Genomic DNA, 15136 nt, shown 5'->3' on the forward strand with positions numbered 1-15136 from the left:
GATCATGGAAGAGGTGGGTCTGCAGCACGCACCCGCGGTTGACGCTCGCGCCGTCGCCCAGCGCGACGAGATCGGCCTCGGGGAGCCAGATCGTCTCGCACCACACGCCGCGACCGATCCGCGCCCCGAGGCTCCGCAGCCACACGTTGAGCGCGGGTGTGCCGAGGGCCGAGCGGGCGAACCACGGCACAGCGACCGTCTCCACGAAGGTGTCGGCAAGCTCGTTGCGCCACACGAACGAGCTCCACAGCAGATGCTCCCCCACCCGCAGGCGCCCGACGAGGACCCACTTCGCGACCGTCGCGAACGCGCACGCGACCGTCGCAGCCACGAGCGCCAGCGGGCCGGCGAGCAGACCCGCTGCCAGGCCGCCCCACGCGTCGAGGACGGCCTGGAGCGCCGCGAGCAGCCCCACGCCGATCCCCACCGTGCACATCACGGGGACGACCCGCAGCACCTCGACGACCCCGCGCGCGACGCGTAGCCGGGCAGGTGGCGTGAACGTCAGCCGTTCGTCCGACGCCGTCGGGGCGCGCCGCAGCCGCACCGGGGGCGACCCGAGCCACGACGTGCCGGACTTGGCATGCTCGGGAGTCGCCGAGAGGACCGCGACGAGACCTCGCTTCGGCACCGCGCGACCGGCAGCGGTCATGCCGGAGTTGCCGAGGAACGCCCGCTTGCCGATCTTCGCCCGGTCGATCCGCAGCCAGCCGCGGCCGAGCTCGTAGGAGCCGATGAGCGTGTCGTCGGCCAGGAAAGCACCGTCGCCGATCGTCGTCATCCGCGGGAGCAGGAGCACCGTCGACGCCTCGACGTCGCGCCCGACGGTGGCGCCGAGCGCCCGCAGCCACGCGGGGGTCACCAGGCTCGAGTAGAGCGGGAACAACCAGGTGCGGGCATCGTCCATGAGTCGCTCGGTCGCCCAGACCTGCCAGCCGACCCGGCTACGGACCGGATGATGGCCCTCGCTCAGCCCGAGGCCGAGGAGACGCACGGCGGCGAGCGTGAGCACCGCCAGGACCACGAACATCGCCACGGCCCCGACCGGCACCCACAGCATCGCGCCGCGGGTTGCCGCGCCGAGCGTCGTCGACCCGCGCACGCCGAGGCCGACGACGGCCAGGCCGCAGGCTCCCGCGAGGAGGGGAAGGGCTCCGAGCACGGCTGCGGTCAGGCCGTAGACGGCCACCCATCCTGGCGCACGGGGTGCGCGGCGGTGCGGCCAGTCCCGGCGAGCGGGACCGGCGAAGACCGCGGGCGACCCGGTCCACAGCTCCCCCGGAGGCACCGAGACGAGCACGGCCGACCCCGCGGGAATCTCGGCGCCCTGACCGACGCGGATCCCGGGCGCGAGAACGCTGCGCGAGCCCACGGTCGCCCGCGCGTCGACCCGGACCTTGCCGATGTGCAGCACGTCGCCGTCGAGCCAGTGCCCGGTCAGGTCGACCTCGGGCTCGATCGAGCAGCCCTTGCCGAGCGTGAGGAGCCCCGTCACGGGAGGCAGCGAGTGGAGGTCGACGTGCCGACCGATCTTCGCTCCGAGCGCCCGCGCGTACGTGCTGACCCACGGGGCACCGGCGAGGTTGTCGGCGCCCGCCGCCGCGGCGAACGCCTCGGTGAACCACAGGCGCAGGTGCATGCTGCCGCCGCGCGGGTACCGGCCGGGCTTCACGCCGCGGAGCAGGGACCGGGCCACCACGACCGTCATCCCCATCCGGCCGAGCGGCGTGATGAGCACCAGCCAGCCGGCCAGCACCCACCACCACGACACGGGCGAGGCCCAGGGCGCGGTCCCCGTTGCGGCGACCACGTTGTCGATCACGGCCAGCCACGTGAGCCAGCGCAGCCCGATCACGCCGTGCAGCGGCAGCGCCGCGAGCGACTGGATCACCTGGGCCCGGCGCGGCGTCGGCGCGACGCTGCGTGTCTCGCCCGCCGGGGTCGGCTCGAGCTCCTCGAGCCGCTGGGCGAGCGCGCCGAGGCGCGGGTTCTCGTAGACGTCCGCGACCGTGACGTTCGGGTACCGCTCGCGCAGCGCGGACACGAGCTGGGCCGCCGACAGGCTCCCCCCACCGTCCGCGAAGAAGTCGGCGTCGGCGTCCAGGACTGCGACGCCGAGCGTGCGCGTCCACAGCTCGGCCAACCAGCCCGCCGCACCGACGAGGGTGGCGGGGGTCGCGGACTCGGGCTCGAGCCGCTCGAGCGGCCAGGGCAGCGCGTCGCGGTCGACCTTCCCGGAACCGCGCGTCGGGATCGACCCGACCGGCGCGAGCAGCGGGATGAGCGGGGCGGGCAGGCGCAACGCAAGCAGCGCCCGGAGCGCCGGCAGGTCGAGCTCCACGTCGGGCGCCGGCGCGAGGTAGCCGACGAGGACCTGGTGGCCCGCCGTGGTGGTCCTGACGGCGGCCGCAGCCCCCGCGATGCCCGGCAGCGCCAGCAGGGCGGCGTCGACCTCGCCGAGCTCGATGCGTCGCCCGCCCAGCTTGACCTGGTCGTCGGCGCGGCCGATGAAGACGAGCCCCGCCGCGTCGTACCGCACCAGGTCGCCGGTGCGGTACGCGCGCTGCCACCCCAGGGCCGGGAGCGGCGCGAACCTCTCCGCGTCGCGCACGGGGTCGAGGTAGCGGGCCAGCCCCACCCCGCCGATGACCAGCTCGCCGATCTCGCCTGCCTCGACGACCCGGCCGGCGCCGTCGACGACGCTCAGGTCCCAGCCGTCCAACGGCACCCCGATGCGCACCGGTCCCGCACCCGTGAGCCGCGCCGCGCACGCCACGACCGTGGTCTCGGTCGGCCCGTAGGTGTTCCAGACCTCCCGACCGGGCACCGTGAGCCGCGCGGCCAGCTCGGGCGGGCAGGCCTCGCCGCCGAAGACGAGGAGCCGGACGCCGGTCAGGTCCTCCGCGCGCCACAGCCCCGCCAGGGTCGGCACCGTCGAGATGGCCGTGATTCCCTGGACCGTAAGCCACGGGCCGAGATCCATGCCGGTCCGCACGAGTGCTCGGGGCGCAGGGACGAGGCAGGCACCGTGCGCCCACGCGAGCCACATCTCCTCGCACGACGCGTCGAAGGCCACGGAGAGGCCAGCGAGGACCCTGTCGCCGGGACCGATCGGCCGTCCCGTGAGGAACAGCCGAGACTCCGCATCGACGAAGGCCGCCGCCGAACGGTGGCTCACGGCGACCCCCTTGGGGGTTCCGGTCGAGCCCGACGTGAAGATGACCCACGCGTCGTCCTGGGGCGCGGGTCGCCTCACGACCCTGCGCCCCGCTGCCTGGACGGCCGGACGGCGATGCACGATCTCTCCCTCGCCGACCAGGATCGCCGCGACGTCGGCCTCGTCGAACACCATCCGCGCGCGTTCGTCAGGGTCGTCGGCATCGACCGGGACGTAGGCAGCGCCCGCCTCGAGCACGCCCAGGATCGCCACGTAGAGCTCGACGGTGCCCGACGGGATGCGGATGCCGACCCGGTCGCCGCGTCGGATCCCCACCGCGGCCAGCTCGGCTGCCTTGGCCACGACCGCCGTGGCCAGCTCGGCGTACGTGAGCTCGACCGAGCCGTCGTCGATCGCGAGCGCGTCACCGTTCGCGCGGGCTGTCGCGTGGAGGATGTCGCAGAGGGTCCGCTCCTCCGCCGCGGCCGCGAACCGGTGGTAGATCCGCCCGAGATCGGCGTCTGCGGTGGGTTCGCTCACGTCAAGAACCCCTCGTGGTTGGCTCGCCGCGGTCAGGTGCCCATGATGGTCCCATGTCGGTCTCCGTGCCCACGGGCTCGTCCACGTTCGCACGGACGCTTCTGGCACGGCAGATCGACGATCTGCGCGCGGCCGACGCCGACGTCCGCGCGGGCGGGACGGACGCGATCCACGCCGTCCGCATCGCCGCGCGTCGACTGCGCTCCACGCTGACGTCGTACCGCGCGCTCCTCCCGTCCGTGGAGGCTGCACGACTCGCCGACGAGCTCCGGTGGCTGGGCGCTGCCCTGAGCCCCGCGCGCGACGCGCAGGTCATGCGCGACCGCCTCCTCGGCGCGCTCGCCGCCACTCCGGACGACCTCGTGGTCGGGCCCGTCGGGGACCGCATCCGCGCTGCCCTCGACGACGACGCACGCCGCGGGCAGGAGGAGGCGGCCGCGGCGCTGAGCTCGGCTCGTTACGCCGGCCTGCTCGCCGACCTCGACGCGCTGGCCCGGACCGAGCAGCCGAGCGAGGTGCGCACGCGATCGGCGTCGGGGGCCGCGCAGCGAGCCCTGCGTGCGGACGTGCGGCTCGCGCGCCGCGCGATGCGAGCGACCCGAGCCGACCTGTCGGACACGGAGCGGGACGTCGCGCTCCACGAGGCGCGCAAGAAGGCCAAGAGGCTGCACTACTCGGCGGAGTCGGCAGCTGACGTCCTCGGGCGCCCAGCGGACGAGCTCGCCGAGGCGGCTCACGGCGTCCAGGACCTGCTCGGAGAGCACCAGGACAGCGTCGTCGCCCGGGGATACCTGCTCCGCCTCGCGCAGGAGGCCCGCGCCGCCGGGGACGACACCTTCACGCTCGGCCTCCTGCACGCGCGCGAGCAGGAGGCAGCCCGCACCGACCCCTCGACCACGAGGGCCGCATGGCGACGCATCGCTCGGGCCGCGCGACGGCTCGGCGACTGAACGACGAGCCGCCACCTGTCACGCGACCGTCACGCGTCGCGCGGCCGTCGCACCCCACGGACCGCGACTGCGGTCATCGGGTCGTCCGGCCACGCGTGCCGGGGGTAGCGACGACGCAGCTCGCCCCGCACCTGCGGGTATCCCGTCCGCCAGAACGACTCCAGGTCAGCGGTCACCGCGACCGGCCGACGCGCCGGCGACAGCAGGTGCAGCACGAGCGGGACGCGACCGTCCGCGATCCGGGGCGTTGCCCGCCAGCCGAACACCTCTTGGACGCGTACCGCGAGCACCGGCTGGTCGGGCTCGTAGTCGATGTGCACGCCCGCGCCGCTCGGGACCACGACCCGATCGGGGGCAAGCTCGTCGAGGCGGCCCGCCTGCGGCCACGGCAGCATCCGCCGCAGGGCGGAGGTCACGTCGACCCGCTGCAGGTCTCGCGCGCCCCGGATCCGAGCGAGGTCCGGACCGAGCCATCCGTCGACGTCGGCCATGAGGGCGTCGTCCGAGACGTCGGGCCAGGGCGGTCCGAGGGTCGCGTGCAGGAACGCCAGCCGGCGCCGGAGGCTGGTCGCCGTCGCTGACCACGGCAGAAGCTCGAGACCGTCACGGGCGAGACCGTCGCGGACCGCAGCGGCCACGAGCGCACGCGGCGGGTCGGTGATCGCTGCGGAGGACAGCTCGATCGCGCCCAGACGCCGGGTGCGCCGCGCGACGACCCGACCGTCCGCCCAGGAGACGCTGTCCTCTTCCGTGAGCAGCGACGGTGCCGCCTCGAGCGCGAGCGCCTCGTCGAGCGGCGCTGCGGAGCGGACCGTCGCGTCGCGTCGTCCCCCGCCACGGTCCGCGTCCGCGATCGCCAGCCACGTGAACCCTGCCAACGGGGACGCCTCCGCCGGGAGGGACGCGCCGGTCCCCGATGCCATCAGGTAGGTCGAGCCGTTCGGACGTCGGCGTGCGATGCGGTCGGGGTGGGCCAGGGCGACGACGAGCCCGACGGCGAGGTCGTCGGTGAGGTGACCGGCGCCTGCCCGAGCCCGGGTGCCGGGCGGCAGGGCGGAACGCAGCCGCTGCGTCTGAGCGACCCACGCCGCAGTGTCGGGACTGCCTCGCCGCACGGCCCGCAGAGCCGCGACGAGGTCGCCGCCGGGGGCGCGCACGTCGTCCGCGAGCAGCGCGACGACCTCCGCGGCGCGATCCGACCCGACGGCGCCCGACGCGTCGAGGAGCGCGCGCGCCAGCCGCGGGTCGGCCGCGATCCCGGCGATCCGCCGCCCGCGCTCGGTGACCCGGCCGTCCGCGTCGACCGCGCCGATCCCGACCAGGGTGGTGCGCGCTGCGGCGAGCGCGGCCTCGGGCGGCGGGTCCATGAGCGCGAGGCCCACGCCGTCGGGGCTCCCCCAGCAGGCGAGGTCGAGGGCGAAGGCCGTGAGGTCGGCCGTCCTGATCTCGGGTTCGGGGTGCTCGCGCAGCCGCGCGTGCTCGGCGAGCGACCAGCACCGGTACACAGCTCCCGGTCCCTCACGGCCCGCGCGGCCCGCACGCTGGTCGGCGGCAGCCCGGCTCACCCCGACGGTGACGAGACCCGCGAGACCCCGTCGATGATCGGTGCGGGGCTCGCGCGAGAAGCCGGCGTCCACGACGACCCGGACGCCCGGGACGGTCAAGGACGACTCGGCGACGGCGGTCGAGACGACGACCCGGCGGCGCGGCCCCGGCGTCAGCGCGAGGTCCTGCTCCCGGTGGGGCAGTCGCCCGTGCAGCGGGCGGACATCTGCCTCGATCCCCGCGAGCCGGCGCGCGACGCCGTCGACCTCGCCGGCGCCCGGCACGAACACCAGGACGTCGCCCGCGCTCTCGGCCAGCGCCCGGCGCGTGCACGCCGCGACGTGGTCGAGAAACCCCCGGGTGACCCCGCGCTCGTCGGTCCGCGCGACCCGCGCAGGTGGCGGGCACCACAGCTGCGCCACGGGGTGCAGGGCGCTCGTGACCGCGACGACGGGTGCCGGGTCGGGCCCTCCGAGCAGGTCGGCCGTGCGCTCCGCCTCGACCGTCGCAGACATCGCGACGAGCGTCAGGCCGGGGCGCAGGTGGGTGCGCACGTCCACGAGGAGCGCGAGGGCGAGATCACCGTCGAGCGCCCGCTCGTGGCACTCGTCGAGCACGACGACGTCCACGCCCGGGAGGTCGGGGTCGCGCTGCAGCCGGCGCAGCAGGACGCCCGTCGTGACGAACTCGACCCGCGTGTTCCGGCCGCTGCGGTGCTCGCCGCGGACCGCGTACCCCACGCTCTCCCCGACCGGCTCGCCGAGCAGCTGCGCGAGCCTCCGCGCGGCTGCTCGGACTGCGATGCGCCGCGGCTGGGTCACGACGACGCGCCCCTCGACGAGCGCCGCGAGGGCGGGCGGCACGATCGTCGTCTTGCCGGTACCCGGCGGAGCCTGCACGACTGCGAGCCCGCGCGCAGCGACCGCGGCGGTCAGGGCGGAAAGCCCGGCGAGCACCGGGAGGTCGGGCGGGGCAGCCAGGAGCCTGCGGATCGGGTCGTCGGCCACCCGTGAAGTGTGCCTGCCTCCCGCCCGCCCGAGCGACGAACCGCGCGGCGACATGCGCCGAGGCCGCCGCAAGAGGAACCTGGAGCCGGCGCCCGATCCAGGGTGACCCGCGACGAGAACATCACACCCGGAAGACCGACGGAGACGACATGTCGACCCTGCCCCCCACCGTGCGCCTCGAGACCGGGCAGGGCGGGTTGCCCGTCCTGCGCGTGACCTCACCCGGTTCCACCGCGGAGATCTACCTCCACGGCGCCCATGTCACGAGCTGGGTGCCGACGGGTCAGAAGCCCGTGGTGTGGCTCAGCACCGAGAGCCGGTTCGACGCGGGATCGGCCATCCGTGGCGGGGTCCCGATCTGCTTCCCGTGGTTCGGCGCACGCGCCGGTCACCCCGAGGCCCCGCAGCACGGTTTCGCCCGGCTGGCCGACTGGGAGCTCGTCGACGCCCGCGACGAGGGTGACGACGTCATCGTCCAGCTCCGCCTGACCGACAGCGAGGCGACCCGCACGTCCGCCTGGCCGTACCTCTTCGAGGCGACGTTCACCGTCGTGGTCGGCGCACAGCTGACGATGACGCTGGAGGTCGCCAACCGCGACACCACGGAGTTCACCTTCGAGGAGGCGCTGCACACGTACCTCGCCGTCGGCGACGTCCGCTCGACGGCGATCACCGGTCTCGAGGGGACGGACTACGTGGACCGGCCGACTGGTCCCGACCCCCTCCCGGGCGAGGCCGGACCGGTGCGCTTCACGGGCCCCACCGATCGCATCTACCTCGCCACGACAGCGCAGACGACCGTGCACGACGAGGTGGGTGGGCGCTCGGTGACCGTCGCCAAGGACGGCTCGGCCACCACCGTCGTCTGGAACCCGTGGATCGACAACGCCCTGGCCATGGCCGACTTCGGCGACGACGAGTGGACCGGGATGGTCTGCGTCGAGACGTGCAACGTCCGCGGCGACAGCGTCCTGCTCGAGCCCGACCAGAGTCACACGATGACCGCGCGACTGGGGGTCAGTGGGCCGCCGAACCCGTGAGCAGCCCGCGCACGTACGCCGCCTGACCCGCGTGCTGCAGGTCGTCGGCGATCACGCTGACGAGCCGGACGCCCAGCGTCACCGGCGGGTCCCACCGCACGTCGACGATGCGCTCGAGGTCGCCGTCCACGACCTGCCCGACGAGCGCGACCGTCCGCTCGTGGACGGCGCGGTGGTAGCCGGTGAGGAGCTCCGCGGCGACGCGCACGGCCGCGACCTTCTCGGACGTGTGCCGGTAACCGGTCTCCGCCGGGCTGAACGGCAGCGCGAACCGGTCGTGCCACCCTGCGGTCGTCCAGATCTGCTCGGTGCCGAACGCGTCCGCGACGTGGTCGTCCTGCACCCGCGTGAGGTGCCACACGAGCCAGGCGAGCGAGTTGCCGCGACCCTCGGGACGCTCCGCGAGCTGCTCGGGCGACAGGCCACCGACCACCTCCTCGACCACCTCACGGATGCGACCGAACGCGTCGACGAGAACCTCGGCTGATGTCATGACGACCCCTTCGTGGAGCGACTCGCGGACGTCAGCACGCTAGTCCGGTCCGCACGGCGCCCGCAGGTCGACCGTGGGCACCCGCCGTCTCGGCTCGCGGCCCGTCCGCACCGCTTGTAGCGTCCCGACGCAACGAGATGTCGGCATCGACCGAAGGAGTCCCGTGACCGCGACGACGTCCTCCACCTCCACCGACGAGGTCCGCCGCTCACCTGTTCGGCGGTTCCTCGACGTGCTCGGCCCTGGGCTCGTGACCGGAGCCTCGGACGACGACCCGTCCGGGGTGGCGACCTACGCGCAGGCCGGCGCCACGTTCGGCAACGGCATGCTCTGGACCGCGCCGGTCACGCTGCCGCTCATGATCGCCGTGCAGGAGATCTGCGACCGCACGGCCCTCGCCACGGGCAAGAGCCTCGGCGCCCTGGCGCGCGTGAAGTTCGGGACGAAGGCCACGGCGGTCACCGCGGTGCTCCTCGTCGCCCTGATCGGTGCGAACACCCTCAACCTGGCGGCCGACCTGATGGCGATCGGCCAGGGGATGCAGCTCCTGCACGCGGGCCCGGCCCCGCTCTGGGCGGCTCTGGCCGGCGTCGGCATCGCCCTGACCGTGACGCTGGGCTCGTTCGGGTCCATCGAGCGCGTCTTCAAGTGGCTCTGCATGGCGCTGCTGGCGTACGTCGTCGTGCTCTTCGCGGTCAAGGTCGACTGGGCGGACGTCGCGCACGGGCTGACCGCCCAGCAGCTCGAGCTCAAGCCTGCCTACCTCTCGCTCGTCGTCGCTGTGCTGGGGACGAGCATCTCCCCGTATCTCTTCTTCTGGCAGAGCGCCCACCGCATCGAGGAGCTGCGCGCGGAGGACCTCGCCGGGGACGCCGCCCCGGCCCTCCACCACCGTGGACCGCAGGGCGCCCGCCGCAAGCTCCGCAACGCACGCATCGACGTCGTGGTGGGCATGGCCTTCTCGGTGGTCGTGATGTTCGCGATCATGGCAGCGACGGCGGCGACCCTCGGGGCGGAGGGGAAGACCATCACGAGTGCGGCGGACGCCGCACGCGCCCTCGAGCCGATCGCCGGGAGCGCATCGGGCTACCTCTTCGCCGCCGGGTTCGTCGGCTCCGGCATGCTCGCGGTGCCCGTCCTCGCGGCGTCAGGCTCTGCCGGGCTCGCGGGTCTGCTCGGCAAGCCCTGGGGGCTCGACCGCAGTCCACGCCGCGCGCCGGCCTTCTACGCACTGCTCCTCGTCGGCATGGTGGGCGGGACCATCCTGAGCGTCGTCGAGTCGAACCCCATCCAGCTCCTCGTCCTCAGCGCCGTGGTCAACGGGATCGCCGCCGGTCCGTTCCTCGTCGTCGTCATGCTCATCTCCCGGGACCGTCAGCTGATGGGCAGGTACCGCAACGGCCGGCTCGCGGCGACGCTCGGCTGGACGACGACAGCGATCATGCTCGTCGCCGGCGTCGTGGGCCTCTGGCTGACCGTCACCGGCAGCTGACCGAAGCCGCGCGCCGTCGCCGGGCGCCGGGCATACCCTCTCCATGGCCCCGTCATGTCGCGAGGTCCCGGCTCGACGTGGGAGAACACAGATGTCCGAACGCACGATCGTCATCACCGGCGCGAGCGACGGGATCGGCGCCGCGGCTGCGCGCGAGCTGGCCCGCACCGGGGACCGCGTGGTCGTCGTCGGGCGCTCGGCGGAGAAGACCCGCGCGGTCGCGGCCGAGCTCGGTGCCGAGGCGTTCCTGGCCGACTTCGCCCGGCTCGACGACGTGCGCGAGCTGGCCGACCGGCTGCTCGAGGCCTACCCCCGCATCGACGTCCTCGCCAACAACGCCGGCGGCATCATGGGCGAGCGCGCGGACACCGTCGACGGCCACGAGAAGACCTTCCAGGTGAACCACCTCGCCCCGTTCCTCCTGACCACGCTGCTCCTCGAGCGGCTGATCGAGTCGAGTGGCCGCGTCATCGCCACCTCCAGCGTCGCCAACTCGGCCTTCGGCCATCTCGAGATCGACGACCTCGACGCCCGCGAGAAGTACTCGACGAACAAGGCGTACGGCGACTCGAAGCTCGCCAACATCCTGTTCACCAAGGAGCTGGACACGCGCTACGCCGACCGCGGCCTGACGACGGCCTCGTTCCACCCTGGTGGGGTCGCGACCAACTTCGCGGCCGACTCGACCAGCCCGATGCGGTTCGTCTACAACACCGTGCTTCGGCGGGTCCTCATCTCCCCGGAGAAGGGCGCGGACACGTTGGTCTGGCTCGCGACGTCGGAGCCCGGTGCGGACTGGGTCTCCGGGGAGTACTACGTCAAGCGCAAGGTCGCCAAGGCGAACCCGCAGGCGTACGACGCCGACCTGGCCCGCGAGCTGTGGGACCGCAGCGCCGCCATGGTGGGCTAGCTGCGCTGCTCGGCCGGCTGGGCGGTCAGCTGCCCTGCCCCATGCTCCACAGGGTCCAGATGGCGGTGCGCATCGTGCGCGGCTGGTGCAGCGTCGCGACGATGGCGCTCGCCACGTCCTGCGGGGTCAGCCACTCGCTGGACCGCGGGTCGTCCTCCGTGCGCCCGGCGCCGACCGCGAACTCGGTCGTCGTCCCGGCCGGGCAGATCAGCGTGACGCGGATCCCCTGCTCGCGCAGCTCGCGGTCGAGCGCGCCGGCGAGCCCCACCTGCGCGTGCTTGGTGCCGGCGTAGACCGCCTCGTCGGCGCCCCCGCGGAACCCCGCGACGCTCGACACGATCACGACGTCGCCGCCGTTCCCCGTGAGCAGCGCCGGTAGCGCCGCGCGCACCGTCCACACCGTGCCCGCGTAGTTGGTGTCCATCATCGTCGCGAGGTCCTCGTCGCTGTGGTCGAGGATCCCGCCGTACATCCCGATGCCTGCGTTGGCGACGACCGAGTCGAGCCGCCCCCACCGGTCGATCGCGGCGGCGACGAGCCGGGCATTGTCGGCCGGCACGCGGACGTCCATCGGGACGCCGACGGCGTTGTCCGCGCCCAGCTCGGCGACGAGCTCGTCGAGCCGCTCGACCCGACGCCCACCCAGTGCGACCCGTGCGCCCTCGGCGACCAGGAGCCGGGCGGTCTCACGCCCGATGCCTGCGGTGGCGCCGGTGAGGGCAACCACGGTTCCGGTGAGGTCACGGGTGGTCGGCATGAGGAGCTCCTGACGGCGAAGGGGTGGCGAGCAGACGACGAGCGGACAACAGATCAATCTATTCCTCCGTGCCACGCTCCTTCGGCGGTTCGAGGGCGTCGAACAGCAGGTTCAGACCCTCAGCAGCATCCGCCGACCGGGCGCCACGCCCGCATGGTCAGGTCCCGCCTTCGCCGGCGATCTGCTCGGCGGCCCGGTGGGCGCTCGTCGGGTCGAGATACCGCCCACCGCGCGGCGAGGCCCGCCCGTCGGACGCGATGTCATACACCAGGGGGTGCCCCGGCGGGAGGTTGAGCTCCTGGACCTCGCGCTCGTCGAGGTCGTCGATCAGTGCGCACAGCGCGCGCAGCGAGTTGCCGTGCGCGACGACGAGGACCGTTCCGCCGCGGCGGAGGACCGGGACGGTGCCGGCCCACCACGGCCCGACCCGGGCGATCACGTCGTGCAGCGACTCCCCCGCGCCGGCGGTCGAGAGCTCCGTCGCCGGTTCGGTGTAGCAGTCCGACGGCTCGACCGTCTCGGGCGCGGCGGGCGGCGGGGTGCCGTGCAGCGTCCGACGCAGGCTCATGAACCCCTCGGGGCCCAGCAGCTCCCGCGCATGGTGCTTGGCCATGCCCGTCAGGCACCCGTAGTCGCGCTCGACGAGCCGCCAGGACAGCTCCAGAGGCGCGTCCGCGAGCCCGAGGTCCGTGCGGATCACCTCGGCGGTCCTCCGCGCGCGGAGCATCGGCGAGCTGACCAGGACGTCGGGCAGCACGTCGCAGCCCTGCAGCAGCGCAGCAGCGGCGTGCGCCTGCTCGACGCCGGCGTCGGAGAGGTCCACGTCCATCCGGCCGGTGAACCGTCGAGCGGCGTTCAACGTGCTCTCTCCGTGCCGGACGACGACCAGCGCACCAGGGTGGCTCGTCATGCGAGCAGCCACATGACCAGGACTCCCAGCGCGGCGGCGCCGACGGCGAGGAGCAGCGTCCCGAGCGCGTTGACGACCGCGCTGCGGTAGGCGCCCGACTGCGCCAGGCGCACCGTCTCGACCATTGCGGTCGAGAACGTGGTGTACCCGCCGCAGAACCCGACGGCCGCGACCAGATAGGTAGTGGTCGGCAGGGAGTGGTAGGCGGATGCGCCCGCGAGCAGACCGAGGAGCGCCGAGCCCGAGACGTTGATCAGGACCGTCGCGAGCGGGAACACCTGGCTCCACCGGCCCCGGATCAGCCCGTCGACGACGAACCGGGTCGCCGCACCGAGGCCGCCGAGCAGCGCCACGAGGAGGAGGGTCATCGCGCCCCCTCGGACGCCGGGCTGTCGGACCTGCCGCGGCCCCGCGCCCGTCGTCGCACGTCGAGACGCGCCGCCACCGCGACGCCGAGCAGGCACGCGAGGAGCCCGCACGCCAGGCTCGCCACCGCATACGTCGCGGCGGTGAGCAGAGCGTCGTGGGCGAGCAGCCGCTCGAGCTCGAGCGCGAGGCTGCTGAAGGTCGTGAACCCGCCCAGCACGCCGGTGCCGAGCCCGAGGCGCACCGCGCGACGCCGCGGGTTCTCGCCGCCACGCCGCAGGAGCGCCTCGAGCAACGCGCCGAGCAGGAACGAGCCGACCACGTTGGCGACAAAGGTCGCAACGGGCCAGCCACCGTGGTTGGGCAGCGCCAGGCTCAGCAGGTAGCGGCCTGTCGTGCCGATCATGCCGCCGAGCGCGACGAGCGCGACGAGCCGGGGGTTCAGGTGGTGGGCAGCCGTCATCCACCGCTCCTGTGCGGTCCGACGCCGCCGTGCCGGCGATGCAGCCATGCCTTGTTCATCGGACGTCTCCAGCCGCGCCGGCACTCCTGGGCGGCGTCACTCTACGCCGCACCGAGCGGTCGCCGAGGCCGCCGGGCGCGCCCGCGACACGACGGGACGCCCGGGACCTTTGGTCACCGATCGGCCCGCTCACCAGCGCGTATCGTCCGAAAGACAGCACGTCCACTGCACTCAACGGAGAGATCAGTCATGGACACATCTCGTCACCAGGGCAAGGTCGCCATCGTCACCGGGGCGGCGAACGGCATCGGCCGCGCCACCGTCCTGCGGCTTGCGAACGAGGGCGCCACCGTCATCGGCTGCGACGTCAACGCTGCGGCACTCAGCGAGACCGAGCAGCTGCTGGCCGAGGCCGGCAAGACGGCCCAGCTGGTCGTGGCCGACATCAGCCGCCAGGACGACGTCGACCGCGTGGTCGCCGCGGCCGGACCCACGATCGACATCCTGGCGAACGTCGCCGGCATCATGGACCACTTCGTGCCGCTGGGCGACCTCGACGACGCGCTCTGGGAGCGGGTCATGGGGGTGAACGTCACCGGTGTGATGCGACTGACCCGGGCGGTTCTGCCGATCATGGAGACCGCTGGCCATGGCGCGATCGTGACCGTCGCGTCCAAGGCGTCCCTCGGCGCGGGTGCCGCGGGCGTCGCCTACACGACGTCGAAGCACGCCGTCATCGGCCTGGTCAAGAGCGTCGCCTACTTCTACGGCACCAAGGGCATCCGCTCCAACGCGGTCCTGCCCGGCGGAGTGATGACGGCGATCGGCGCCAGCTCGAACCCGCAGGTTCCCTGGGCCATGGAACGGGCTCAGCTGTCGATGGCCACGATCGCTCGCATGGCCGACCCCGACGAGATCGCGACGGTCATCTCGTGGCTCGCGTCCGACGAGGCGTCCAACGTCAACGGCGCGGTCGTCAGCGCCGACGGCGGCTGGGCCACGGCCTGAGCAGTCGAGCAGCACAGGACGGCGCCGCCCCCTCAGATCCGAGGGGGCGGCGCCGCGTGTGCTCCGGTGTGCGTCGTCGGGCCGGCACCCGGGGCGCGTCAGACCGACGTGGCCTCGAGCGACGTCTCGAGGTTGAGGATGTTCCCGTCGGGGTCGGCGAACCAGACGGCCTTCATCCCGTCCGACGTCGCGACGCCGTCCACCCAGGACGCGCCGGGGAGATCGAACGTCTGGAACTCCACGCCGCGCGCTCGGAGCGCCTCGACCTCGGTGTCGAACTGGCCCCCAGGGACGTCGAACGACACCGCTGTCGCCTTGTTGGTGCCGGCGTAGGCCGAGGGGTAGACGAGGATCTGGCTCGAACCCGCTCGGTACATGACCCCGTCGGGGGCATCACCGACCTGCGTGAGTCCGAGGACGTCCTCATAGAAGGTACGTGCCTTCTCGAGGTCCCGGACCGCGAGAGTGGGCACCGGTGTGAACTCGGAGAGCATGGCT

General features: G+C 73.6%; 13 protein-coding genes. 5 read left to right on the forward strand and 8 right to left on the reverse strand.

Annotated elements, in window-relative coordinates:
- Window positions 1-3661: Pls/PosA family non-ribosomal peptide synthetase (locus DDP54_RS00005; RefSeq protein ID WP_242448142.1), on the reverse strand; the 3661-nt coding region annotated here is incomplete at its 3' end.
- An 89-nt stretch (window positions 3662-3750) separates the two neighbouring features.
- Here DDP54_RS00005 and DDP54_RS00010 point away from each other — a divergent pair.
- Window positions 3751-4647, forward strand: a complete 897-nt coding sequence (locus DDP54_RS00010) for a CHAD domain-containing protein (RefSeq protein ID WP_109129995.1) — start codon at window positions 3751-3753, stop codon at window positions 4645-4647.
- A 29-nt stretch (window positions 4648-4676) separates the two neighbouring features.
- Here the strand turns inward: DDP54_RS00010 and hrpB are convergent, their stop codons facing one another.
- Complete coding sequence (gene hrpB, locus DDP54_RS00015) at window positions 4677-7199, reverse strand: ATP-dependent helicase HrpB (protein ID WP_242448117.1); 2523 nt, start codon at window positions 7197-7199, stop codon at window positions 4677-4679.
- Window positions 7200-7348: 149 nt separating this feature from the next.
- On the opposite strand from hrpB, the gene DDP54_RS00020 reads away from it, so the two are divergent.
- The gene (locus DDP54_RS00020) at window positions 7349-8239 is read left to right on the forward strand and encodes a D-hexose-6-phosphate mutarotase (RefSeq protein WP_109129997.1); all 891 of its coding nucleotides are present in this window, start codon (window positions 7349-7351) and stop codon (window positions 8237-8239) included.
- Here the strand turns inward: DDP54_RS00020 and DDP54_RS00025 are convergent.
- Complete coding sequence (locus DDP54_RS00025) at window positions 8217-8732, reverse strand: DUF664 domain-containing protein (protein WP_109129998.1); 516 nt, start codon at window positions 8730-8732, stop codon at window positions 8217-8219. The genes DDP54_RS00020 and DDP54_RS00025 overlap by 23 nt on opposite strands.
- Window positions 8733-8895: 163 nt before the next feature.
- Between DDP54_RS00025 and DDP54_RS00030 the strand changes: the two genes are divergently transcribed.
- Both DDP54_RS00030 and DDP54_RS00035 read left to right on the forward strand, forming a co-directional pair.
- Window positions 8896-10224 carry an Nramp family divalent metal transporter gene (locus tag DDP54_RS00030; RefSeq protein ID WP_109129999.1) on the forward strand — a complete coding sequence of 443 codons (1329 nt, stop codon included), beginning with the start codon at window positions 8896-8898 and terminating at the stop codon, window positions 10222-10224.
- Between the two features lie 91 nt (window positions 10225-10315).
- A complete protein-coding gene (locus tag DDP54_RS00035) occupies window positions 10316-11134 on the forward strand; it encodes an SDR family NAD(P)-dependent oxidoreductase (protein WP_109130000.1) in 819 nt (272 codons plus the stop codon).
- Between the two features lie 25 nt (window positions 11135-11159).
- Here DDP54_RS00035 and DDP54_RS00040 read toward each other — a convergent pair whose 3' ends face one another.
- From DDP54_RS00040 to DDP54_RS00055, 4 genes are all read right to left on the reverse strand, one after another.
- Complete coding sequence (locus DDP54_RS00040) at window positions 11160-11891, reverse strand: SDR family oxidoreductase (RefSeq protein ID WP_109130001.1); 732 nt, start codon at window positions 11889-11891, stop codon at window positions 11160-11162.
- A gap of 157 nt (window positions 11892-12048) precedes the next feature.
- Complete coding sequence (locus tag DDP54_RS00045) at window positions 12049-12801, reverse strand: 2,3-bisphosphoglycerate-dependent phosphoglycerate mutase (protein ID WP_109130002.1); 753 nt, start codon at window positions 12799-12801, stop codon at window positions 12049-12051.
- Window positions 12798-13169, reverse strand: coding sequence for a CrcB family protein (locus tag DDP54_RS00050; RefSeq protein WP_109130003.1), 372 nt, complete (start codon window positions 13167-13169; stop codon window positions 12798-12800). Before DDP54_RS00050 ends, DDP54_RS00045 begins: the two co-directional genes overlap by 4 nt.
- Window positions 13166-13630 (reverse strand): CrcB family protein, encoded by a 465-nt coding sequence (locus DDP54_RS00055; RefSeq protein WP_109130004.1) that lies wholly within the window; start codon window positions 13628-13630, stop codon window positions 13166-13168. The genes DDP54_RS00050 and DDP54_RS00055 overlap by 4 nt, the downstream gene beginning before the upstream one ends.
- Before the next feature lie 249 nt (window positions 13631-13879).
- On the opposite strand from DDP54_RS00055, the gene DDP54_RS00060 reads away from it, so the two are divergent.
- Window positions 13880-14638, forward strand: a complete 759-nt coding sequence (locus DDP54_RS00060) for an SDR family oxidoreductase (protein WP_109130005.1) — start codon at window positions 13880-13882, stop codon at window positions 14636-14638.
- Window positions 14639-14736: 98 nt separating this feature from the next.
- Here the strand turns inward: DDP54_RS00060 and DDP54_RS00065 are convergent, their stop codons facing one another.
- Entirely contained in the window at window positions 14737-15132 is a 396-nt protein-coding gene (locus DDP54_RS00065) for a VOC family protein (protein WP_109130006.1), read from the reverse strand.
- Window positions 15133-15136 lie beyond the last annotated feature (4 nt).

The organism is Cellulomonas sp. WB94 (genome assembly GCF_003115775.1).
Taxonomy (GTDB): domain Bacteria; phylum Actinomycetota; class Actinomycetes; order Actinomycetales; family Cellulomonadaceae; genus Cellulomonas_A.

Bases quoted from the DNA above. Each gene is read 5' to 3' on its own strand.
- DDP54_RS00050 (WP_109130003.1), bottom strand. From the start codon at position 13,169: ATGACCCTCCTCCTCGTGGCGCTGCTCGGCGGCCTCGGTGCGGCGACC.
- DDP54_RS00060 (WP_109130005.1), top strand. From the start codon at position 13,880: ATGGACACATCTCGTCACCAGGGCAAGGTCGCCATCGTCACCGGGGCG.
- DDP54_RS00020 (WP_109129997.1), top strand. From the start codon at position 7,349: ATGTCGACCCTGCCCCCCACCGTGCGCCTCGAGACCGGGCAGGGCGGG.
- DDP54_RS00025 (WP_109129998.1), bottom strand. From the start codon at position 8,732: ATGACATCAGCCGAGGTTCTCGTCGACGCGTTCGGTCGCATCCGTGAG.
- DDP54_RS00055 (WP_109130004.1), bottom strand. From the start codon at position 13,630: ATGACGGCTGCCCACCACCTGAACCCCCGGCTCGTCGCGCTCGTCGCG.
- DDP54_RS00045 (WP_109130002.1), bottom strand. From the start codon at position 12,801: ATGACGAGCCACCCTGGTGCGCTGGTCGTCGTCCGGCACGGAGAGAGC.
- DDP54_RS00035 (WP_109130000.1), top strand. From the start codon at position 10,316: ATGTCCGAACGCACGATCGTCATCACCGGCGCGAGCGACGGGATCGGC.
- DDP54_RS00010 (WP_109129995.1), top strand. From the start codon at position 3,751: ATGTCGGTCTCCGTGCCCACGGGCTCGTCCACGTTCGCACGGACGCTT.
- DDP54_RS00065 (WP_109130006.1), bottom strand. From the start codon at position 15,132: ATGCTCTCCGAGTTCACACCGGTGCCCACTCTCGCGGTCCGGGACCTC.
- DDP54_RS00040 (WP_109130001.1), bottom strand. From the start codon at position 11,891: ATGCCGACCACCCGTGACCTCACCGGAACCGTGGTTGCCCTCACCGGC.